This is a genomic window from Nitrosospira sp. TNL200 (assembly GCF_055386305.1).
Window position 1 is genome coordinate 685,842 of record NZ_AP041003.1, and the last position, 22,001, is coordinate 707,842.

General features: G+C 55.4%; 18 protein-coding genes. 11 read left to right on the forward strand and 7 right to left on the reverse strand.

Annotated elements, in window-relative coordinates:
- Positions 1-140: 140 nt before the first annotated feature.
- The 4 genes from ACZ5CE_RS03125 (at position 141) to ACZ5CE_RS03140 (ending at position 6,414) form a co-directional block, all read left to right on the forward strand.
- Positions 141-2,378: a cyanophycin synthetase gene (locus ACZ5CE_RS03125; RefSeq protein ID WP_464576285.1), complete on the forward strand. Its 2,238-nt coding sequence runs from the start codon at positions 141-143 to the stop codon at positions 2,376-2,378.
- 53 nt (positions 2,379-2,431) lie between these two features.
- A complete protein-coding gene (cphA, locus tag ACZ5CE_RS03130) occupies positions 2,432-4,999 on the forward strand; it encodes a cyanophycin synthetase (protein WP_464576286.1) in 2,568 nt (855 codons plus the stop codon).
- Positions 5,000-5,369: 370 nt separating this feature from the next.
- Positions 5,370-5,591, forward strand: coding sequence for a dodecin family protein (locus ACZ5CE_RS03135; RefSeq protein ID WP_464576287.1), 222 nt, complete (start codon positions 5,370-5,372; stop codon positions 5,589-5,591).
- A 220-nt stretch (positions 5,592-5,811) separates the two neighbouring features.
- On the forward strand, positions 5,812-6,414 hold the full coding sequence (locus ACZ5CE_RS03140; protein ID WP_464576288.1) for a sugar O-acetyltransferase: 603 nt from the start codon (positions 5,812-5,814) through the stop codon (positions 6,412-6,414).
- A gap of 112 nt (positions 6,415-6,526) precedes the next feature.
- Here the strand turns inward: ACZ5CE_RS03140 and clpA are convergent, their stop codons facing one another.
- Positions 6,527-8,785 (reverse strand): ATP-dependent Clp protease ATP-binding subunit ClpA, encoded by a 2,259-nt coding sequence (gene clpA / locus ACZ5CE_RS03145; RefSeq protein ID WP_464576289.1) that lies wholly within the window; start codon positions 8,783-8,785, stop codon positions 6,527-6,529.
- A 1-nt stretch (position 8,786) separates the two neighbouring features.
- Positions 8,787-9,095, reverse strand: a complete 309-nt coding sequence (gene clpS, locus ACZ5CE_RS03150) for an ATP-dependent Clp protease adapter ClpS (protein WP_464576290.1) — start codon at positions 9,093-9,095, stop codon at positions 8,787-8,789.
- Positions 9,096-9,391: 296 nt separating this feature from the next.
- Here clpS and ACZ5CE_RS03155 point away from each other — a divergent pair, with 296 nt between their 5' ends.
- A complete protein-coding gene (locus ACZ5CE_RS03155; protein WP_004174375.1) occupies positions 9,392-9,595 on the forward strand; it encodes a cold-shock protein in 204 nt (67 codons plus the stop codon).
- A 143-nt stretch (positions 9,596-9,738) separates the two neighbouring features.
- Here the strand turns inward: ACZ5CE_RS03155 and icd are convergent, their stop codons facing one another.
- Positions 9,739-11,001, reverse strand: a complete 1,263-nt coding sequence (icd, locus tag ACZ5CE_RS03160) for an NADP-dependent isocitrate dehydrogenase (RefSeq protein WP_464576291.1) — start codon at positions 10,999-11,001, stop codon at positions 9,739-9,741.
- Between the two features lie 266 nt (positions 11,002-11,267).
- Here icd and ACZ5CE_RS03165 point away from each other — a divergent pair, with 266 nt between their 5' ends.
- Positions 11,268-11,714, forward strand: coding sequence for an NUDIX hydrolase (locus ACZ5CE_RS03165; RefSeq protein ID WP_464577406.1), 447 nt, complete (start codon positions 11,268-11,270; stop codon positions 11,712-11,714).
- Between the two features lie 48 nt (positions 11,715-11,762).
- Positions 11,763-12,872 carry a tRNA 2-thiouridine(34) synthase MnmA gene (gene mnmA, locus ACZ5CE_RS03170; protein WP_464576292.1) on the forward strand — a complete coding sequence of 370 codons (1,110 nt, stop codon included), beginning with the start codon at positions 11,763-11,765 and terminating at the stop codon, positions 12,870-12,872.
- 10 nt (positions 12,873-12,882) lie between these two features.
- Here the strand turns inward: mnmA and ACZ5CE_RS03175 are convergent, their stop codons facing one another.
- Positions 12,883-13,494, reverse strand: coding sequence for a glutathione S-transferase (locus tag ACZ5CE_RS03175; protein ID WP_464576293.1), 612 nt, complete (start codon positions 13,492-13,494; stop codon positions 12,883-12,885).
- 177 nt (positions 13,495-13,671) lie between these two features.
- On the opposite strand from ACZ5CE_RS03175, the gene purB reads away from it, so the two are divergent.
- The 4 genes from purB (at position 13,672) to dnaJ (ending at position 19,122) form a co-directional block, all read left to right on the forward strand.
- Entirely contained in the window at positions 13,672-15,075 is a 1,404-nt protein-coding gene (purB, locus tag ACZ5CE_RS03180; protein WP_464576294.1) for an adenylosuccinate lyase, read from the forward strand.
- 151 nt (positions 15,076-15,226) lie between these two features.
- Positions 15,227-15,814: a nucleotide exchange factor GrpE gene (gene grpE / locus ACZ5CE_RS03185; RefSeq protein ID WP_464576295.1), complete on the forward strand. Its 588-nt coding sequence runs from the start codon at positions 15,227-15,229 to the stop codon at positions 15,812-15,814.
- A 71-nt stretch (positions 15,815-15,885) separates the two neighbouring features.
- Positions 15,886-17,826, forward strand: coding sequence for a molecular chaperone DnaK (gene dnaK / locus ACZ5CE_RS03190; protein WP_464576296.1), 1,941 nt, complete (start codon positions 15,886-15,888; stop codon positions 17,824-17,826).
- 189 nt (positions 17,827-18,015) lie between these two features.
- Positions 18,016-19,122 (forward strand): molecular chaperone DnaJ, encoded by a 1,107-nt coding sequence (gene dnaJ / locus ACZ5CE_RS03195; RefSeq protein WP_464576297.1) that lies wholly within the window; start codon positions 18,016-18,018, stop codon positions 19,120-19,122.
- A 111-nt stretch (positions 19,123-19,233) separates the two neighbouring features.
- Here the strand turns inward: dnaJ and ACZ5CE_RS03200 are convergent, their stop codons facing one another.
- The 3 genes from ACZ5CE_RS03200 to phoB all read right to left on the reverse strand — a co-directional run bounded on the left by ACZ5CE_RS03200 (position 19,234) and on the right by phoB (position 21,995).
- Complete coding sequence (locus ACZ5CE_RS03200; RefSeq protein ID WP_464576298.1) at positions 19,234-19,818, reverse strand: NUDIX domain-containing protein; 585 nt, start codon at positions 19,816-19,818, stop codon at positions 19,234-19,236.
- A gap of 135 nt (positions 19,819-19,953) precedes the next feature.
- Entirely contained in the window at positions 19,954-21,249 is a 1,296-nt protein-coding gene (gene phoR, locus ACZ5CE_RS03205) for a phosphate regulon sensor histidine kinase PhoR (RefSeq protein ID WP_464576299.1), read from the reverse strand.
- A 44-nt stretch (positions 21,250-21,293) separates the two neighbouring features.
- Positions 21,294-21,995: a phosphate regulon transcriptional regulator PhoB gene (gene phoB, locus ACZ5CE_RS03210; protein WP_464576300.1), complete on the reverse strand. Its 702-nt coding sequence runs from the start codon at positions 21,993-21,995 to the stop codon at positions 21,294-21,296.
- Positions 21,996-22,001 lie beyond the last annotated feature (6 nt).

A 22,001-nucleotide genomic window follows, 5' to 3' on the forward strand; every position in this document is an offset into this window, starting at 1 on the left:
GGAAGTTCATCAAACATAAGACAATCAGGGGTTTGTTTGGCCTGGCATCTCGAAAATTCGGTAAATTTAATGGCTTGAGCTGTAAACCGATTTCATGTACGCCGCGTTAGTCCGGGTTCGATTACTCCTGAGTCCAATATATGCTGGCCAGCGCAAACGTCGATATCGACTCCGTCAGTGAAAAAGACATCAAGTTTCTTGAGATCCGCCATTTGAATGGTCCCAGCATCTGGACCTGGCGTCCAGTGCTCGAGGCGCTCATCGATATCGGCGACCTCGAAGATTTTCCTTCCGATACGATTCCCGGTTTTTATGAAAGGCTATCCGCCTGGCTTCCCTCGCTGATCGAGCACCGCTGCAGTTATGAGGAACGCGGCGGCTTTCTGCGCCGCGTCAAGGAAGGGACCTGGCCGGGTCACATTCTTGAGCACGTGACGCTGGAGCTGCAAAATCTGGCCGGTATGCCCGGCGGTTTCGGCAGAGCGCGCGAAACTTCTTCCCGGGGAGTTTACAAGGTCATAGTCAGCGCCTGGCATGAAGATATTGCCCGTAATGCGCTGTTTGCCGCGCGTGAACTCGTGCTTGCCGCAATGGACCAGACGCGTTCCCGCAAACCCTATGATGTCGCAGGCGTGATTGCGCGCTTGCGGGATATGGTCGACGCGCTCTGGCTAGGGCCCTCCACCGCATGTATCGTCGATGCCGCGGCCAACCGCAATATTCCCGCTATTCGCCTTCTTGGAAAGGGAAATCTCGTTCAACTCGGCTACGGTGCGCGCAGCCACCGCATCTGGACCGCTGAAACCGACCGCACTCCGGCAATTGCGGAAAGCATCTCGCGTGACAAGGATCTGACAAAAACGCTGCTTCAATCGTGTGGCGTTCCTGTTCCGGAAGGCCGCATCGTCGAAAGCGCATCGGATGCCTGGCAAGCCGCGCAGGAGATTGGATTGCCTGTCGTCATCAAGCCTTGCGATGGCAATCATGGACGCGGCGTTTTCATCGAGCTGACCCGGCGCGAGGAGGTCGAGTCTGCCTATAGCGCCGCGTTGAGCCAGGGCAGCGGGGTATTGGTCGAGCGTTTCGTTCCCGGGACCGAACATCGCCTTCTGGTAGTGGGAGGGCGGCTGGTGGCTGCCAACCGCGGAGATTCGGTATCCGTCGTTGGCGACGGGAAATTATCCATCAGAGAGCTGATCACGAAGCAGATCAACTCGGATCCCCGCAGGGGAGACACCGAAGACCATCCGCTCAATTTGATCAATATTGATGGCGTGACGACAATGGAATTGGCGCGCCAGGGCCTGGCAGCCGACTCGATACCTTGTTCCGGGCGGGAAGTTTTGGTGCAGCGCAATGGCAACCATGCTTTCGATGTCACCGATTTGGTGAATCCGGGCACTGCGGCCACCGCGTCGCTCGCCGCTCGCATCATAGGGCTCGATATCGCTGGCATCGATCTTGTGGTCAGGGATATTGCCCAGCCGCTAGCCGAGCAGGGTGGTGCTATCGTCGAGGTCAATGCCGGGCCCAGCTTGTTGATGCATATCAAGCCCGCGGTTGGCACGCCGCGGCCGGTCGGTGCTGCGATCGTGGATCACCTATTTCCCAATCGGGATGACGGTCGGATACCAGTTGTAGGCATTACCGGCAGCTCCGGCAAAACCGCGGTTGCGCATCTCGTTACCCGGCTGCTGGATTTAGCGGGAAAGCATACCGGCCTTGCCTGCAGCGATGGTTTTTATCTTGACCGCAAGCAGATCTACAAGGGCGATCATGCCAACTGGAAGGCCGCCAACCATATTTTGATAAACCGATCCATCGAGGCCGCTGTTTGCGAAAATGGCGGGGACAGCATCCTGAAAGAGGGCCTGGCCTATGACTGGTGCCAGGTCGGTGTGGTAACCAACGTTGAGCCGCACCGGCATTATGGACGCGATGATATCCGGACGCCGGAGCAGGTTTTCACTATCTTTCGCACGCAAGTCGATGTGGTTCTGCCAACCGGCGCGGCGGTGCTCAATGCGAGGGAGCCGCTGCTTGTCGAGATGGCCGCGCTGTGTAACGGCGAGATCATTTATTTCAGCACGGACCCGGATATTGACGTCATCAAGACCCATCGCAGCCAGGGCACAAGGGGAATAGGCTCTGTGCAGGGCAAGCGGGCCGTCCTCATCCGCGACCGGGCAATCCTCCTGGTAACGGGTTTCGATGAGGTGGCGCTCGCGAAGCTTGATGAGATTGGCTGGATTGATGGCAGGGGAAGGGCGATGGAAGTCGAGAACATTCTGGCTGCGGTGGCTGCTTCCTGGGCGCTTGGCCTCGCACCCGCCATGATTCGCGAGGGAATCAGCCTTCCTCTACTGGAAGTGGAATAGCCGGAAAACCTTTTACCGTACCCCGGACAGAAGCAAGAAATCAGGAGAGCTTGATGAAAGTAACACGTATTCGCGCGTTGCGCGGCCCCAACTTGTGGAGCCGCCACACAGCCATTGAAGCAGTTGTTTACTGTAATGACGAGGAGCGCTCGATAGGCAGAAATCGGGAATTCCTGAGAAATTGGCGCCAGCTTGTTCCCCAGGCTTGCGTATTCCAGCCATCCGGTCACTACGGCGCGGTAACGCTGGCCCATCTGCTGGAGCGCGCTACCCTGGGTTTGCAGGTTCAGGCGGGGTGCCCGGTGGCATTCAGTAAAACCATACAGACTCTGGAAGCCGGAACGTGTCAAATCGTTATAGAGTATAGCGAAGAGGCAGTGGGGAGGCTTGCCCTGGAGCTGGCACAAAATCTATGCCATGCGGCGGCCCATAACCTCCCTTTCGATCTGGCGGATGCGATGGGTCAATTGCGGAAACTGGATGAGGATTTACGCATGGGGCCGAGCACCGGCTCCATTGTCCGGGCTGCATCGGCGCGTGGCATACCTTTTCGCCGCCTGACCAGCGGCAGCTTGGTCCAGTTGGGCTGGGGAAGCGGCCAACGCCGCATACAAGCTGCCGAGACCGATATGACAGGTGCCGTTGCCGAGTCTATCGCTCAGGATAAGGAGTTGACAAGAGCCCTGCTGACCGCTGCGGGCATTCCCGTGGCTACTGGCAGACCGGTGGCGGACATCGAGGATGCATGGCGCGCGGCATGTGAAATCGGCGGTGCAGTAGTGGTCAAACCCCGCGATGGCAACCAGGGAAAAGGTGTAGCCGTAAATCTTGGCAGCCGCTCGCAAGTAGAGGCGGCATTTGCGGTCGCGGCGGAAATCAGCGACGATGTGCTGGTCGAGCGTTATATTCCCGGCCAGGATTATCGCATGCTGGTGATCGGCAATAAGCTGATCGCGGCAGCGCGACGCGATCCGCCGCAAGTCGTCGGGGATGGCCGCCGCACCATCGCTGACCTGGTCCGGAAAATCAATAGCGATCCCCGCCGGGGCGAAGGCCACGCGAACTCATTGACAAAAATCCATCTCGACGAGATCGCGCTCGCGCATCTTTCAGCGCAAGGATTGAACGCGGAATCCATTCCTCGCAAAGGTATCCGTGTAGTCCTGCGCAACAATGCCAATCTTTCCACCGGCGGGACCGCGACGGATGTTACCGATGATGTTCATCCGGAACTCGCTGCCACTGTTGAAGCTGCAACGCGGATGATCGGCCTCGACATATGCGGTGTCGACGTCGTCTGCGCCAATGTATCCCTGCCTCTTCAGGGACAGGGCGCGATCATCGAGGTGAATGCCGCGCCGGGCCTGCGCATGCATTTGCAGCCATCATTCGGCAAAGCACGTGGGGTGGGAGAGGCAATCATTGCCAACATGTTCAGGGAGGGAGAGGATGGCCGAATTCCGGTTGTCGCTGTGACCGGGACCAATGGCAAGACCACGACGGCCCGGCTTCTCGCAAATATTCTGGACAGCCAGGGCCTGCGGGTCGGCATGACGAGCACGGACGGGGTTTATATTGATCGCCAGCGTATTGATACGGGTGATTGCGCGGGACCCAAGAGCGCCAGGAAAGTGCTTCTTCATCCGGACGTCGATGCGGCGGTATTTGAAACGGCAAGGGGCGGTGTCCTGCGCGAGGGACTGGGATTCGACCGTTGCGATGTCGCGGTGGTGACGAATATAGGAACGGGCGATCATCTGGGTATGTCATACGTCGATACCGTGGAGGATTTGACCGCAGTAAAACGGGTCATCGTGCAAAATGTTGCGCCGGGTACCGGCATGGCGGTGCTCAACGCCGCAGATCTCCTGGTTGTCAGCATGGCAGCCCACTGTCCCGGATCCGTCACCTTTTTCGCGCGTGATCGCAACAACCCAGTCATAGTCAGGCATCGCGCGCAACGCAAGCGCGTCATCTATCTGGATCGCGGCGCCATCGTCGCCTTCGAGGGGGGCATCGAACAGCGCATATCCCTGGCCGAAATACCATTGACGCAAAATGGCAATATCGCCTTCCAGATCGAAAACGCCATGGCAGCGGTGGGCGCGGGCTGGGCTCTTGGCCTCGACTGGGAAATCATCTGCGCTGGATTGGGCAGTTTTATCAACGATACCCAGACCGCGCCAGGCCGCTTCAACCTGTTTACCCATCGCGGGGCTACGCTGATAGCCGATTACGGCCATAATCCCGATGCCATTCGGGCATTGGTTCGCGCTATCGACAATATGCCCGCCAATCGGCGGTCAGTGGTGATAAGCGGCGCGGGTGACCGCCGCGACGAGGATATCCGCCAGCAGACCGAAATTCTCGGCGATGCTTTCGACGAGGTGGTACTGTACCAGGACCGGTGCCAGCGGGGCCGCGCGGATGGGGAAGTGCTTCACCTGTTGCGGCAAGGTCTGGAAAACGCGAAGCGCACCCGTGAAATCAAGGAAATCCACGGTGAGCTCGTGGCCATCGATGCCGCCTTCTCCGGTTTGAAAGCCGGCGAACTATGCCTGATTCTTATCGATCAGGTTGAGGAGGCGCTTGGCTATATCCGGCAACGCGTTGCCACTTGATTCACTGTCCCGTTGCATCAGGTTCTCCTGCACTGATATCCGGCGCCCAGGTTTGCAAGCTGGATCGGATACGGCTGGATGGGGTTGTTTGACGGTGGAATTCCTTTCGCGTTGAAATTCGCGGACTCTTCCTCTATGGTTAAACCAGGGTCTGCTAACACTTGTTTCGCACCCACCACCCAGGATGATAGCGGATTTCAGCCGGAATGGGGCACGAGCCGGGCAGCAGAGCAGGCTCTGCAAGCGGCGAGTGACGATGGGCCGGTAAAATTCCGGCCCCTCCTCCGGGTTGCGCACGAAAAAACGCGGGCGCGCAAAACAAGTGTTAACATGTTCTGGAAATTGACCGGGTTTGCAAAAAGGAGGATTTATGGCAACCGACAGCGTATATCGCATAACGGAAATTGTGGGTACAAGCAAGGATTCCTGGGAGGACGCCGCCAAAAACGCAGTCAAGGCTGCGGCGAAAACCCTGAGGGACCTGAGGGTCGCGGAAATAGTGAAACTCGATATGGTGATCGAGGATGGCAAGGTGACAGCTTATCGGGCAAGGGTCAATCTTTCATTCAAGTATGAAGAAAAAGGCATGTAGCGAGCGGTGAAATTCCTGAATAAACTCTCAGCCAGCGGGTTCGGGCATTGGGAGGAGATGCCCGATCTGGCCGGCTGCCGCTATCATTATCGTTTGGGCATCCGAATTGGCTGGTGTCTTTTCTATTCCATTGGTGTCATTCCGTCGGCGGTTCCGCCCGGCGGATGACCAAGAGGCAATCTCGAAAATACCATGGCCTCCGGAATCGGTCTGGGTCCCGATGCAGCGGACTGGGCTGGTTTCTCCCCTGCTTGTCTATTTTGTCATGAAAACCGAAAAACAGAAGATGATCGCAGGCGAGCTTTATGATCCCTACGATGCGCAACTCATTGTGGAGCGGCAGCGGGCGAGAGATCTGCTCAAGAGCTTGAATGACTCTCGTGAAGACGAGCAGGAAGAGCGAGCCAGAATCCTTGCGGAACTGATAGGTAAGGAAACGGATGCCGCCATCCAGCCTCCATTCTTCTGCGATTATGGGACCAATATCGCGCTGGGGAAAAAGGTCTTCATGAACTTCAATTGCGTAATATTGGATGTCGCGCCGGTGCAGATCGGAGACTTCGTTTTACTTGGACCCGCAGTGCAGGTGTATGCCGCCACACATCCCATGAGCGCATCCGAACGACGGCAGGGACTGGAAGCAGGTAGGCCCGTCGTTATCGGTTCCGATGTCTGGGTTGGAGGCGGAGCGATTATCTGTCCAGGAGTGACCATTGGTTCAAGCACCGTGATTGGCGCGGGCAGCGTGGTGACACGGGATATTCCAGGAGGTGTTTTTGCAGCTGGCAATCCTTGCCGCGTGATCCGCTTGCTCAACGGTTAAGGAAGGCCGGGCTTGGCGGGAATCGAACCGCGGGTAGCGGATAAATGGAGCAATAAAAAGGGCGCGGTATCCGCGCCCTTTTTTGTGGCCTGCCGTCCCGTGCTTAGGGGGCTCAGGAAATCGCCGTGGCTTCTTCCTCGAACTCGAGTTTTACCTTGCTGTCGCTGCCTATATCCACCGTTACTTTTCCGCCATTTGCCAGCCGGCCGAACAGCAACTCATCCGCCAAGGCGCTACGAATGGTATCCTGGATGAGCCTGGCCATCGGACGTGCGCCCATAAGAGGATCAACACCGTTCCTGGCGAGATAATCCCTCAGCGCTTCAGTGAATATCGCATCCACCTTTTTCTCCTGCAACTGCGCTTCCAGTTGCATCAGGAATTTGTCGACCACTCGCAGGATGACTTCCCTCTCGAGCGGCGCAAAGGAGATGATCGCATCCAGCCGATTGCGGAATTCCGGCGTAAACAAACGCTTGATATCCGCCATCTCATCGCCGGCGGCTGCCGCCTTGGTAAAGCCGATAGTGGTCTTCGTCAGCGATTCGGCGCCGGCATTGGTGGTCATGACGATCACGACATTGCGGAAATCCGCCTTTCTGCCATTATTGTCGGTCAGCGTTCCATGATCCATTACCTGAAGCAGGATATTGAAAATATCCGGGTGGGCTTTCTCGATTTCGTCCAGCAGGAGAACGGAATACGGCTGCTTGATGATAGCCTCGGTCAGCAGGCCGCCCTGATCGAAACCCACATACCCGGGTGGGGCGCCGATCAGGCGCGATACGGCGTGACGTTCCATGTATTCCGACATGTCGAACCGATGCAAGTGGATCCCCAGGGCATAGGCGAGTTGCCGTGCCACTTCGGTTTTGCCCACGCCGGTGGGGCCCGAAAAAAGGAATGAGCCTACCGGTTTCTGCGGATTGCCCAATCCGCTTCTCGCCATCTTGATCGCTGAGGTCAGCGCGTTAATGGCCTTGTCCTGGCCGAATACCACCGCTTTCAAGTCGCGATCAAGTGTTTTCAATGTGTTGCGGTCATCGGATGAAACATTCTGTGCCGGAATGCGTGCGATTTTTGCAATGATTTCCTCTATCTCGTGCTTGCTGATGACTTTGCGCTGCTTCGATTTGGGGAGAATCCGCTGCGCCGCGCCCGCCTCGTCGATTACATCTATCGCCTTGTCCGGCAGGTGCCGATCATTGATGAAGCGCGCAGACAATTCCGCCGCCGTTGACAATGCAACAGCCGTGTACTTGACGCCGTGATGCGTTTCATAGCGCTGCTTCAGGCCGCGTAAAATAGCGACGGTTTCTTCCACGCTGGGCTCAAGCACGTCGATTTTCTGGAAACGCCGGGATAAGGCGTGATCCTTTTCGAAAATTCCGCGATACTCGCTATAGGTGGTTGCGCCTATGCATTTGAGCTGTCCGGTGTTAAGTATGGGCTTGAGGAGATTCGAGGCGTCCAGCGTCCCTCCGGAAGCGGCCCCGGCTCCGATCAGCGTATGAATTTCATCGATGAACAGAATCGCGTTGGAGCTGTCGAGCAACTGCTTCAACACCGCCTTCAGGCGCTGTTCAAAATCTCCACGATATTTGGTGCCCGCCAGAAGCGCTCCCATATCCAGCGCGTATACCTGATGATGGGCTAGAATATCGGGTACGTCATTTTCGATGATGCGCCGCGCCAACCCCTCGGCGATGGCGGTTTTGCCTACGCCCGCTTCACCTACCAGCAGAGGATTGTTTTTCCGCCGCCGGCACAATGTCTGAATCAGCCGTTCCAGTTCCCTCTCGCGCCCGATCAGCGGATCGATCTTGCCGGAAAGCGCGAGCGTATTCAGGTTGACAGCATAATTTTCCAGTGCACCACCCGAGGCCAAATCCTGCTCGGACTCTCCTTCCGTTTCCGTTTTGGCGCTCCCGCCCTGGGGTACCTTGCTTATCCCATGGGAGATGTAATTCACGACGTCGAGCCGGGTCACCCCTTTCTGATGAAGAAAATAAACCGCATGAGAATCCTTTTCTCCAAATATGGCCACGAGTACGTTTGCCCCGGTAACTTCTTTTTTTCCCGAAGACTGGACGTGCAGGATCGCGCGCTGGATCACGCGTTGAAAACCGAGCGTAGGTTGCGTATCCACTTCTCCCGTACCGCCCACGGTCGGTGTATTTTCGGCTACATGTTCCGTCAGCAGTCTGCGCAGATCATCTATGTCGACCGAGCAGGCCCGCAAGACCTCTGCAGCAGTGGGATTGTCGAGCATGGCCAGCAGCAGATGCTCAACCGTGATGAATTCATGACGCTTTTGCCGTGATTCGACAAATGCCATGTGTAAACTGACTTCCAGCTCTTGCGCAATCATTTCAAGTCTCCTCCATCACGCATTGCAGCGGATGTTGATGCTGCCGGGCAAATGTTACTACCTGCTCAACCTTGGTGGTCGCCACATCACTCGGATATACCCCGCACACTCCTGCTCCATCAATATGAACTTTGAGCATGATTTGCGTTGCCTGTTCGCGGTTCATGGAAAAAAAAGTCTGCAGCACATCAACAACAAATTCCATCGGTGTGAAATCATCGTTCAGCAAGATGACCTTGAACATCGGGGGCGGCTTGAGCTTGCTTTTCCTGGCCTCAAGTAGCGCTTCTCCATGATTTCCTGTCGCCATATTTTCGCGTTCCCTCAATCCATCGGTCTGATCATCACCAATTAGCGAGTTCGCTTTTTGCCCTTTTTGTTTAGTATATTTGATGATAACGGTGAAATATTCAAGTACCTTGACAAAATTATTCTTTCCCGATTATCAAAATACGATCTGACCTCTTGACTTAAAGCCTGGACTTGCGTAAAACAGCTCTTGGCGTTTGGCTTCAAGTTCTCTGCAGTACCGGTTATAGCCGTTTTGCGGTCTTGAAACTCAAACAGTGTTCGGGTTTCCGGCCCGGTTTTTTATAGGAAGTAAAAATGGCAACAGGTACAGTTAAATGGTTTAACGATTCCAAGGGTTTTGGGTTCATTACCCCGGATGATGGCAGTGAAGATTTATTCGCGCACTTTTCAGCAATCAATATGTCGGGATTCAAAACCCTCAAGGAAGGGCAGAAAGTGAGCTTTGAAGTCACCCAGGGTCCGAAGGGCAAGCAGGCATCCAATATTCAGTCTGCATAAGGTTTCATGCTGACACGGCGAAGCCGTGACCAGCTTGCAATTACCGAATTTATAACCCCCTTGTCGGGTGCCGACAAGGGGGTTTTTTACAATTGGTAATTACCGAGCATCGGCATGCGCACCATGTAAGTATGGCGGGCGGTTCAGGCGGTAGCCAGGTTCATGCGTTCGACAAGCGCGCGTCCGAATGCGGAACAGGAGACCTGTTGCGCATTCACCATTTGCCGCGCGAAATCGTAAGTTACGACCTTGTCTCGAATCGTGGTTTCCATCGCGGCAATGATCAAATCCGCGGCTTCCACCCAGCCCATGTGACGCAGCATCATTTCGGCGGACAGGATGATTGATCCGGGATTCACCTGATCCTTGCCTGCATATTTTGGCGCGGTACCGTGGGTTGCCTCGAACATCGCAACCGAGTCGCCCAGATTGGCTCCCGGCGCGATACCGATGCCGCCAACCTGAGCGGCCAGTGCATCCGATATGTAGTCGCCATTCAGATTCAGTGTGGCAATCACGTCATATTCCTCAGGGCGCAACAATATCTGTTGCAGGAAAGCGTCGGCAATCACATCCTTGATAACGATTCCACTCTGATCATCGGGAAGTTTCATCCACGGACCTCCTTCCAGCAGGACGCCTCCGAATTCCTGTGCTGCCAGCTTGTAACCCCAATTCTTGAAGGCCCCCTCGGTGAATTTCATGATGTTCCCTTTATGCACGAGGGTGACCGATCGGCGCTTGTTGGCAATGGCGTAGCGTATTGCCCTGCGCACCAGGCGTTCCGTACCCTCCCGCGACACCGGTTTGATGCCGATCGCCGACGTTTGGGGAAAGCGTATCTGGGTGACTCCCATGTCCGTTGTCAAAAAATGAATGATTTTTCTTGCGCTCTCGGATTCGGCTTCCCATTCGATACCGGCATAGATGTCTTCCGAATTTTCCCGGAAAATCACCATATCCGTCTTCTCCGGGTTTTTCAGCGGACTGGGGACCCCATGGAAGTAACGCACCGGCCGGAGGCACAGGTATAAATCCAGTTTCTGGCGTAAAGCCACGTTAATGGAGCGAATGCCGCCTCCAACGGGCGTGGTGAGCGGCCCCTTGATCGAAACCGCGTATTCCCTCGCTGCCGCCAGCGTCTCGTCCGGCAGCCACACATTTTCACCATAGATATGAGTGGATTTCTCGCCGGCATAGATTTCCATCCATGAAATGCGGCGCGTTTTGCCATAAGCTGCATTCACGGCGGCGTCGACCACGGTCTTCATAACGGGCGTAATGTCCACGCCGATTCCATCCCCCATGATGAAAGGAATGATCGGGTAATCCGGCACGCTCAAGGATGAATCCGTATTGACACCAATCTTATCGCCGTCAGTTGGCACTTTTATGTGCTGATACATGCTGTCTCCAATGTTGTTTGCAAATGGTTGAATTGGAAGGAGTACGTTGTTCATAACCATAACCCGCTCACACTTCATTTTACCCGCCTTTCCGGAAAAAGCGCCAACCGCCGCCTTTTCCGGTTTTCAAACCGGGCGCGTCAGTCGTCTTCCCTGATGCCACGTCATTATTTCCTTCGCTCCTGAGGAACGCTAGAATGCAGTCTCCAACATTTTTCTGATTGCACTCATTTTTCGTGAGCGTCATATCCAATGACAAAGTCATCATGACCTGGAAGCCCAACGTGACGGTAGCAGCTATTGTCGAAAGAGACGGCGAATTTTTGCTGGTTGAGGAGCAAACGAGCGAGGGCATCCTGTTCAATCAACCAGCGGGACATCTGGAGCCGGACGAGTCCATCATCCAGGGGGTGATCAGGGAAACGCTTGAAGAAACCGGCTTTACCTTTGTACCTGAGTCGGTCCTGGGTATCTATCATTGGCACTCGCGTTCCGCAAACGTCACCTATCTTCGTTTTGCGTTTTCCGGCTCGGTTATCGAGTATGATCCGAAGCGTGTGCTGGACGCGGGAATATTGAGCGCCGGCTGGTTTGGCGTCGATGCCATCCGTGAAATGAGCTATTGTCACAGAAGCCCGCTGGTGATGAGATGCATCGATGACTACCTGGCCGGCAAGGCCTATCCTCTCGAACTTCTCACCCATTATGACTAAGTTGCACTGCCTGCGCCTTTGCTCGAAGTCTGCTATAGGCCCTGGCCGATGAACAGAAAGCGCGTGGTAGTGGGAATGTCCGGAGGAGTCGATTCCTCTGTTGCGGCACTTTTGTTAAAGCAACAGGGATACGACGTTGTCGGCCTCTTCATGAAGAACTGGGAGGACGACGATACCGGCGAATATTGCTCGTCGCGGCAGGATTTGATCGATGCAGCATCTGTTGCGGACATCATTGGAATTCCCCTGGAAGCGGTCAATTTCTCCAGGGAGTATAAAGAGCGCGTATTCACGCACTTTCTTGCCGAGTATAAGGCGGGCCGGACGCCCAACCCGGATGTGCTATGCAATGCCGAAATCAAGTTCAAGGCATTCCTGGATCATGCCGTTGGCCTCGGCGCCGATTTTATTGCGACCGGGCATTATGCACAGGTACGGCAGATCGGCGGAACATTCCAATTGCTGAAAGCAGAGGACGGGACCAAGGATCAGAGTTATTTCCTCTACCGGTTGACGCAGTCCCAGTTGTGCAAAACGATGTTCCCCCTCGGCAGCCTATACAAGCGCGATGTTCGTAAAATTGCAATGGAACACCAACTACCGAATTTTGCCAAGAAGGACAGTACGGGAATCTGTTTCATCGGGGAACGGCCCTTCAGGCAGTTTCTCAACCGTTATCTACCGGACGAGCCGGGCGAAATAAAGACGCCGGATGGCGTGGTTGTCGGCCGGCATCACGGCCTCATGTACTACACCATCGGTCAACGCCAGGGCTTGGGAATCGGGGGAACAAGAGAGGGAGACGGTACTCCATGGTTCGTTTCAGGCAAGGATGTATCCCACAATATTCTCACTGTCGTACAGGGTCACGATCATCCGGATTTGTACAGATCTTCAGTGACTGCTGCCGATCTCACGTGGATAAGCGGAAAGATGCCGCGCTGCCACTGGGTCTACGCTGCCAAAACCCGCTATCGGCAACCGGACGCGCCCTGTGCCATTTCCCGCGTGGATGACGGCGGATGCACCATCGAGTTCGCTCAACCGCAATGGGCGGTGACGCCCGGGCAATCGGTCGTCGTGTACGAGAGCAAGGTATGCCTGGGAGGCGGAACTATTACGGCAGGATGGCTGGAAGGCCGAAATTCTGCTTGGTGAGAAATGACATCTAAGCGTCTCTGGGCGCTGTTTCCATAAAAGGAACCCGTTTTTCGAGCCGGTTGGATAGCTCCACGAGGTTCGGAAACGCGTCTCGCCATTCTATTTCGGAAAAGCGAAAGGCGAGGTACCCCAGCGCACAACCCAGCGCAATATCCGCCAGTGTGTAGGTATTTCCATCGCACCATTTTTTATTGCCCAGTTCGTGGGCGGCGGTTTCGAGACCACGTCTGACTTTTTTTTGCTGCCGGTCGATCCACCCGGCGTTTTGCTGGCTCGCATCGCGCTTGCGTTCCAGGAAAATGGCGGCGGCAGCATCGCATATCCCATCCGCCAATGCTTCCCAGCGTTTCACCATGATTCGGCGCCGGCCAGCCTCGGGGATCAGACGCGATACCGGACTCATGCTGTCGAGGTAGTCCACGATCACGCGCGAGTCGAACAAGGAAGTCCCGTCATCCATGATAAGCACCGGCACTTTTCCCAAGGGGTTGCAGTCCGGCACGTGGGTATCCGCACTCCAGGGGGATTCCAGCTCAAAATCGTACCCTACATGCTTTTCTGCAAGGACGATGCGCGTCTTGCGCACATAAGGACTGGTCAGTGATCCGATGAGCTTCATTTAGGCATTATAACGGCTTATGCCAATATGGCACAGCCGTGCTGTTGCGGAATCTCCGTTATTCCCTTGCGCCGCGCGCAACCCGCAACTCCGGAATCAGGTACATGTCCACTGTGGTAAAATTATTTGTTCCCGCCCGGCAGTTCTGCAAGCCTGCCATTCATCCACCCAAACGATATGAATTTGTCCTTTCTTAGCGCACTTTCGCCCCTCGATGGCCGTTATCACGGCAAAGTGGACAGCCTGAGACCCTATTTCAGTGAATTTGCTTTGATTCGATACCGGGTCATGCTGGAGATCGAGTGGCTCAAGGCCCTCAGCAGGGCTCCGGGCATAGCCAGGGTGGCACCGTTTTCCGACCAGACCATTGCGCAGCTGGATAGCCTGGCAGAAAATTTTTCCGAGACAGACGGTGAGGCGGTCAAGCTTATCGAAGGACGAACCAATCATGACGTCAAGGCAGTGGAATACTGGATGAGGGAACGCGTGGCGGAAAATCCGGAGGTCAGCCGCGCAGTACAATTCATTCACTTTGCCTGCACTTCTGAAGATATCAATAACCTTTCCCATGGACTGATGCTGATGCACAGCCGCGGGCGTGTCATGCTGCCTGCGCTGGACAGGATCATTGCGCGACTCGTCCAGATGGCGCATGAACTCGCCGATTTGCCGATGCTTGCCCGTACCCATGGTCAACCAGCCACACCCACCACCCTGGGAAAAGAACTTGCCAATTTCGCGTATCGCCTTCAACGGGCATATAAGCGGCTTGCCGAGGTGCCGGTCCTGGGAAAAATGAACGGTGCGGTGGGCAACTACAATGCGCACCTTGCTGCCTATCCGGATTTTGACTGGGAAAGGTTTTGCCGGACGTTCGTGGAAAACCGGGGCCTGGAGTTCAATCCTTACACTACCCAGATCGAACCGCACGATGCAATGGCGGAACTGTTCGACGCGTATGCCGGTATCAACACCGTGCTGCTGGACCTGGATCGCGATATATGGGGATACATCTCGCTCGCGTATTTCCGGCAAAAAGTGAAGACGGATGAAATTGGCTCATCGACGATGCCTCACAAGGTGAATCCGATAGATTTCGAAAATTCGGAGGGCAACCTTGGAATCGCGAATGCGCTATTGCGGCATTTGAGCGAAAAGCTGCCGGTATCGCGGTGGCAGCGGGATCTTAGCGACTCCACGGTATTGCGCACCATGGGAGTGGCGTTGGGACATACCCTGCTTGGCTACGAATCGTGCGACAGAGGATTGCGCAAACTTGAAGTCAACGGGGAACGTTTGACCGAAGACCTGGCTGATGCCTGGGAAGTGCTTGCAGAGCCTATCCAGACAGTCATGCGCAGCCGGGGTATGCCTGATTCGTACGAGCGGTTGAAAGCGTTGACCCGGGGCAAGGGACGGATAACGAAAGAACTATTGCATGAATTCATCGATAGCCTTGCTCTTCCCGAGGCGGAGAAAAAATGCCTGAGGGAGATGACGCCACAGAATTATATCGGCGCCGCCGCGAAGCTGAGCCATCAATTGCCTTCCGGGACAGCCCAATACCTGGCAGATGCCTGAGTGCGGATTTCGTGAATAGCGATCTGCCACATCCGCCACCCCATGCGACTGATTCCATGCTTGCTGCGAATGCAAGGGATCATTTTCCTTCCACAGCTTGAAATTGTAAAAACCAGCCCGATATGTTCTTGATCGCAATCAGGAGAGACTCATGACAGATACCCAAAACCCCTCGACAGACCAGCCAGGACTCACCGAAACCAGGAACGAGGTACCGCCGCTGGAGCCCACGGAAAACGCTCATATGGATGCCCCCGTGGAGACAATGCCGAGTCTCGAGCAGCTATTGAAAAAAGCCGAACTCGATGCGCAGGAGCACCATGACGCCTGGCTGCGGGCCAAGGCCGAAGCCGAGAATGCCCGCAAGCGTGCCCAGATCGACATTGCCAGCGCGCATAAGTACGCGATCGAGAATTTTGCCAATGAATTGCTCGCGGTGATGGACAGTCTTGATGCCGCGCTTGCGGTGGAAAATGCAACAGTCGAGAATTTCAAGAGCGGGATGGAATTGACGCTCAAGCAATTAACCACTGCCTTCAATAAATTCAATCTCAAGGTCATCAACCCGCAGGGCGAGAAGTTCGACCCGCATCAGCATCAGGCGATCGGCATGGCAAATTCCGATCTTCCGCCCAACACAGTGGTGCATGTAATGCAGAAGGGCTATGTTTTGAATGACAGGGTCATTCGGCCTGCGCTGGTGATGGTTTCGAAGGGCAACGATGCGGGAGAGTCTTGAAATCAGAGTCCTGACCCCCATTTCTGCACAAACGTCTATCTGGCACCCACTACTACAAGGATCCAACAATCATGTCAAAAATTATCGGTATTGACCTCGGAACCACCAACTCATGCGTGGCCGTCATGGAAAACGGCAAACCGAAGGTAATAGAGAATTCCGAAGGTGCGCGCACCACGCCATCCATCGTGGCCTACACGGAAGATGGCGAAATCCTAGTTGGCGCATCTGCCAAGCGCCAGGCAGTGACCAATCCGAAGAATACGTTATTTGCAATAAAGCGCCTCATTGGCCGCCGTTTTGATGAAGAAATGGTGCAACGCGACATCAAGATGGTGCCTTACAAGATCGTCAAGGCCGACAACAACGACGCCTGGGTGGAGGTGCGCGGGAAGAAAATCGCGCCGCCGGAAGTTTCCGCGCAGGTATTGAAGAAAATGAAAAAAACCGCCGAGGACTACCTGGGTGAGCCAGTCACCGAGGCAGTCATCACTGTTCCAGCCTATTTCAACGATTCCCAGCGCCAGGCAACCAAGGATGCAGGCCGCATCGCCGGGTTGGAAGTCAAGCGCATCATCAACGAACCCACGGCAGCCGCGCTGGCCTTCGGCATGGACAAAAAAGAGGGCGACCGTAAAGTGGCGGTGTATGACCTGGGTGGGGGCACTTTCGATATTTCCATCATCGAAATAGCGGAGGTGGAGAAGGAGCATCAATTCGAGGTGCTGGCGACAAACGGGGATACTTTCCTTGGTGGGGAAGATTTCGATTCGCGCGTCATCGAATACCTGGTGGATGAGTTCAGGAAGGAAAGCGGCATCGATCTGAAAAAAGACATGCTTGCCTTGCAGCGCCTCAAGGATTCGGCGGAAAAAGCAAAGATAGAGCTCTCGTCCAGCCAGCAGACCGAGGTCAATCTACCCTATATTACTGCCGATGCTTCCGGACCCAAGCACCTGGCGGTGAAAATTACCCGGGCCAAGCTGGAGAGCCTGGTGGAGGAACTCATCGAACGCACCGTCGAGCCTTGCCGCATCGCGATCAAGGATGCGGGTGTGAAGATTTCCGACATCGAAGATGTGATTCTGGTGGGTGGCCAGACCCGCATGCCCAAGGTACAGGAGAAAGTCCGGGAGATTTTTGGGAAGGAACCACGCAAGGATGTAAATCCGGATGAAGCGGTCGCAGTCGGCGCGGCCATCCAGGGTGGCGTGCTGCAGGGCGAAGTAAAGGATGTGCTGCTGCTCGATGTCACGCCACTGTCGCTGGGTATCGAGACTCTCGGCGGCGTCATGACCAAGCTGATCCAGAAAAACACCACGATCCCGACGAAGGCACACCAGGTGTTCTCCACCGCCGAGGATAGCCAGACTGCTGTCACGATCCACGTGTTGCAGGGTGAGCGGGAAATGGCCTCCGGAAACAAGAGCCTGGGACAATTCAATCTGAGCGATATTCCTCCTGCGCCGCGCGGCCTGCCGCAAATCGAGGTGACTTTCGACATCGACTCCAACGGTATCCTGCACGTTTCGGCCAAAGACAAGGCTACCGGAAAGGAGAACAAGATCAAGATCCAGGCTAGCTCGGGCTTGTCGGACGAAGAAGTGCAGCGCATGGTCAAGGATGCCGAAGCGCACGCGGAAGAGGATCACAAAGCTATGGAGTTGGTTACCGCCCGTAACCAGTGCGATGCGATAATTCATTCCGTCAGAAAGACCCTGAAGGAACAGGAAGGCAAGCTGGGCGAGGAAGAAAAATCGAAGATAGAGGCGGCACTCAAGGATGCCGAGGAAGCCCTTAAATCCGATGATAAGGACACTATCCAGGCGAAGACCCAGGCGTTGACGGAAGTTTCACATAAACTGGCGGAGAAGATGTACTCGCAGGAACCGGGCCAGCACGCTCATCAGGCTCAACCCGGCGGGGAACCGGGAAGCCAGGGGAGCGGCGAGAAGCCGGTGGAAGGCGAAGTGGTCGATGCTGAGTTCGAGGAAGTAAAAAACAAAAAATAATAGATAGGGAATCTTGGGCGAGTCCAGCGAGGACTTGTTCCCCCGGTTCCATAGTATATTGTCCAAATCGAGCCGCGCGGAAACTGAATTCCTTCATTTTCGCGCGGCTTGCAACTGCGACTCCCGGGAAGGGACAGGGTGGCCGGCGCCGGTTATTTCCTGCTCCGTCCCTTTTTTACCATTATCAATATGAGCAAACGTGATTATTATGAAGTGCTGGGCATCAACCGCGACAGTAGCGATGACGATGTAAAAAAAGCCTACCGCAAGTTGGCGATGAAGTACCATCCGGACCGGAATCCAGGTAACCCGAAATCGGAAGAGTATTTCAAGGAGGCCAAGGAAGCTTACGAAATTCTTTCAGATCCCCGGAAGCGCGCGGCATATGATCAGCATGGGCATGCCGGGGTGGATCCCCAAATGGGAGCAGGCGGGGCTCAAGGATTCGCCGATGCGTTCGGCGATATATTCGGCGATATATTCGGTGCGCGTGGAGGGCATGCCAACGTATATCGGGGAGCCGATCTGCGCTACAACCTGGAAATCACGCTGGAGCAGGCCGCACGGGGAACAGAGACCAAAATCCGCATTCCCACGATGGAGGTCTGCGAAGTATGCCATGGCAGCGGCGCCAAGCCGGGTACTGCGCCGATCACCTGTCCCACCTGCAATGGCCATGGACAGGTCAGGATGCAGCAGGGATTCTTCTCGATCCAGCAGACATGCCCCAAGTGCCATGGCAGCGGAAAGTTTATTTCCAGCCCCTGCGCTACTTGCAGCGGTTCCGGACGGGTCAAGCAACACAAGACCCTGTCGGTAAAAATTCCCGCCGGGGTGGACGAGGGCGACCGCATCCGTTTGTCTGGAGAAGGAGAAGCGGGAGTCAACAGCGGCCCGCCGGGCGATTTATATGTCGTCATCCATTTGACTGCACATCCAGTTTTTCAGCGCGATCACAATGATCTCCATTGTGAAATGCCCATCAGCTTCACCATTGCCGCGCTGGGCGGCGAAATAGAGATTCCGACGCTCGACGGGCACGCCAAGATCAGGGTGCCTCCCGAAACCCAGAGCGGAAAAATTTTTCGCCTGCGCGGCAAAGGCATAAAAGGCGTGCGCACCAATACGCCGGGCGACATGCTGTGCCATGTGGTAGTCGAAACCCCGGTCAAGCTTACATCCCGTCAAAAAGAGCTTTTGCAGGAACTGGAAATGCTCAACCAGGAAGATGGGTCCCGCCATAGTCCCCGCGCAAAATCATGGATGGACAAGGTGCGCGAGTTTTTTGCCGAGTAACGCACGTCGGCGCGGGTTCGGGAAAGAAAGCCGGAATACACCTTAAGCATTGAATAAACTACCGAAATGCGATTGAATTCTGGTTGATGCGTATTCCGGTCGGCGCTCATGTCACCAGTTGCCATTCAGCACTTTCTCTGCCCAGAATAGGCCGGATACGCTTTTGTTATCCGTGATCTTTCCTGCCTTGACCCATTCCAGCGCCGTTGCGAGCGGCAGGGTAAATACCTCCAGGTGTTCGCCATCGTCGAGATTCGCCTCCTGGAAGGTGAGGTCCGTTGCGAGGTAGTAAATCAGTTTCTCGTCCGAGTAACCGATGCAGGGATGCAGCGTGGCGAGGTGGCGCCAGTTGCGCGCCGTATAGCCGGTTTCTTCGAGAAGCTCGCGCCTGGCGCACGCCAGCGGCTCCTCGTTGCGGTCGATTTTTCCCGCCGGAAGTTCGTAGAAATCCCGATGCAGGGGGTAACGATGCTGGCGTTCCAGCACCAGCTCTCCGTTGTTGAGCAGCGGTATGATGACTACCGCTCCGGGATGGGTTATATACTCGCGCACCTTCACCTTGCCATCGGGCATGCGGGCATGATCCTGATAGACATGCAGGAGCTCGCCATCGAAAACGTTGCGGCTGCTCACGGGCGTTTCCGTGAGATCCTGGGGTTTTCCGGGCATGGATGCGGATGGCGGAGTGGTTTTCATATCACCTGTTTGCGCGCGGATTCGTCGAGGATCGCCGCACGGCATGAATCGCTACGGCAGAAATGAGCAGACAGGACAGCAACGCCGAAGCGGAGCTGGTTTCAATTATACAGGCAGCGCAAGCAGAAGTTTCAATCAGTCGTTTATCAAACGAGTCATGGGGAACGATGTGCTAAAACAACTTCCCTTTCCAGGTTCGCTGACGACATCCAGCGTTGCCTGGTGACAGGTTAGCACGTGCTTGACGATGGCAAGACCCAGCCCCGTGCCACCCGTTTCGCGCGAACGCCCGCGATCCACTCTGTAAAAGCGTTCCGTCAGGCGGGGAACATGCTCGGCTTCAATTCCAATTCCGCTATCCTGAACGGAAAATATACCTCGATCATCGCGGATCTCCCAGTTCAAGGCGATCGCTCCTTTCTTGGGCGTATACCGTATGGCATTGCTGATAAGGTTGCTGAAAGCGCTGCGCAGCTCATCCATGCGTCCTCTCAATTTTGCCTCGGTGCGAAGATCAAGGGTAATTGCATGACGCCCACTGCTCAAGGATTGCGCCTCATGGTAAAGTTCACGCAGCATTTTCGGGATGTCGACAACGTCGTCCCGCGCCAGATTTTCCGTATTTTCGAGCTGTGATAAAGTCAGCAGGTCTTCGACCAGCCGTTGCATGCGCTGGGCTTGGTCTGTCATCAGCTTGAGCGCCAGCTTGCTTGCCTTTGCGTCTACATGATCCTCTTCCGACAATGTTTCCAGAAAGCCGCCTATGACTGTCAAGGGCGTGCGAAGCTCATGCGAAACATTGGCGATAAAATCGCGCCGCATGGACTGGATTTTTTCAAGACGAGTGATATCGCGGCTGACAAGCAGCTTCTGCTTGTCGCCAAAGGACACGATCTGCAGCGACAGGATCATGCCCTGCTGCCTGGATTGCTTTATTACCAGCGGTTCGGAATAATCGCCAGTTTCCAGATAGATGGCAAACTGCGTATGGCGGACCAGATGGGTAATATGCTGACCCCGATCGAGGCGCGCATTGATGCCCAGATGTTTTTCGGCAACCGGGTTGCACCACTCGATACGGTCCATGTCGTCCATTATCACCACGCCTTCGGGCATGGCCGAGGTGGCACGCTGCAGCCGCTCCAGGGCGGAACTGATTTGTTGCTGGGCTTGTCTTTGTTCTCGCAGCAGGCGAATCAGGCGCGCGAATACGTCCCCCCACTTGCCCGAGCTGTCGGGCAGCGATATGGATTTTTCGGCCTGAAGCCATTTATCCAGTATCGCGAGTTGCCGCTGGTGATGAAAGAGCAGCAGAAGCAGGGCAATGCTCACGCATGCCAGGGTGACGACAGCGCCAAGCGTTATCCAGAGCAGTCCGGCAATCACGGAAATCAGAAGGAAGATAAAGAAGCGATCCCAGAAACCGGACACGTGGTTATTTGAAGGAGTGAAAAGGGGTCAATTATGACCCCTTTTCACATCGCTGCGGTTGGTGCTGAAGACAAACGATAGCCGGACCCTCTGACAGTCTGGACAAGCGCATCCTTGCCGGAAAATTCCAAAGCCTTGCGCAGCCGCCGAATATGCACGTCGACGGTGCGATCTTCGACAAAAACGTGGTCTCCCCACACCTGGTCGAGCAATTGCGAGCGGGTGTGCACTCTTTCGGAATGTGTCATAAGAAAATGCAGCAACCGGAATTCCGTAGGTCCCAGCGCGACTTCATTTTCATTGGCGGTTACCCGATGAGTGGCGGCATCAAGCCGCAATCCGCCGATTTCGACGATATCGTCGGCTGCCTCCGGCGATCGCCGGCGCAGCACCGCCTTGATTCGCGCCAGAAGTTCACGAGGTGAAAAAGGCTTGGTGATGTAGTCATCGGCGCCGATTTCAAGCCCGGCTACCTTGTCGCTTTCTTCCGCGCGGGCGGTAAGCATGATGATGGGAATCGACTTGGTCCGCGCTGACCGCCGCAGCACGCGGGCGAATTCCACCCCGCTTGTTCCCGGAAGCATCCAGTCCAGCAGCACCAGATCAGGCAATGCGTTATTGACTATATCCAGGGCCTGTTCGGCGCTTTTCGCGCAGAAAACCTCGTGCCTCGCCTGTCGCAAGCTGTATGAAATCAGTTCCTGGATTGCTGGCTCATCTTCGACCACCAGTATTGTTGCCGACATCGTAGG

Coding starts and splice junctions, on each gene's coding strand:
- ACZ5CE_RS03175 (WP_464576293.1), bottom strand. CDS start 13,494: ATGAAGCTCATCGGATCACTGACCAGTCCTTATGTGCGCAAGACGCGC.
- mnmA (WP_464576292.1), top strand. CDS start 11,763: ATGAACAGAAAGCGCGTGGTAGTGGGAATGTCCGGAGGAGTCGATTCC.
- dnaJ (WP_464576297.1), top strand. CDS start 18,016: ATGAGCAAACGTGATTATTATGAAGTGCTGGGCATCAACCGCGACAGT.
- ACZ5CE_RS03155 (WP_004174375.1), top strand. CDS start 9,392: ATGGCAACAGGTACAGTTAAATGGTTTAACGATTCCAAGGGTTTTGGG.
- clpA (WP_464576289.1), bottom strand. CDS start 8,785: ATGATTGCGCAAGAGCTGGAAGTCAGTTTACACATGGCATTTGTCGAA.
- ACZ5CE_RS03135 (WP_464576287.1), top strand. CDS start 5,370: ATGGCAACCGACAGCGTATATCGCATAACGGAAATTGTGGGTACAAGC.
- clpS (WP_464576290.1), bottom strand. CDS start 9,095: ATGGCGACAGGAAATCATGGAGAAGCGCTACTTGAGGCCAGGAAAAGC.
- purB (WP_464576294.1), top strand. CDS start 13,672: ATGAATTTGTCCTTTCTTAGCGCACTTTCGCCCCTCGATGGCCGTTAT.
- ACZ5CE_RS03165 (WP_464577406.1), top strand. CDS start 11,268: ATGACCTGGAAGCCCAACGTGACGGTAGCAGCTATTGTCGAAAGAGAC.
- cphA (WP_464576286.1), top strand. CDS start 2,432: ATGAAAGTAACACGTATTCGCGCGTTGCGCGGCCCCAACTTGTGGAGC.
- ACZ5CE_RS03125 (WP_464576285.1), top strand. CDS start 141: ATGCTGGCCAGCGCAAACGTCGATATCGACTCCGTCAGTGAAAAAGAC.
- grpE (WP_464576295.1), top strand. CDS start 15,227: ATGACAGATACCCAAAACCCCTCGACAGACCAGCCAGGACTCACCGAA.
- icd (WP_464576291.1), bottom strand. CDS start 11,001: ATGTATCAGCACATAAAAGTGCCAACTGACGGCGATAAGATTGGTGTC.
- dnaK (WP_464576296.1), top strand. CDS start 15,886: ATGTCAAAAATTATCGGTATTGACCTCGGAACCACCAACTCATGCGTG.
- ACZ5CE_RS03140 (WP_464576288.1), top strand. CDS start 5,812: ATGCAGCGGACTGGGCTGGTTTCTCCCCTGCTTGTCTATTTTGTCATG.
- ACZ5CE_RS03200 (WP_464576298.1), bottom strand. CDS start 19,818: ATGAAAACCACTCCGCCATCCGCATCCATGCCCGGAAAACCCCAGGAT.
- phoB (WP_464576300.1), bottom strand. CDS start 21,995: ATGTCGGCAACAATACTGGTGGTCGAAGATGAGCCAGCAATCCAGGAA.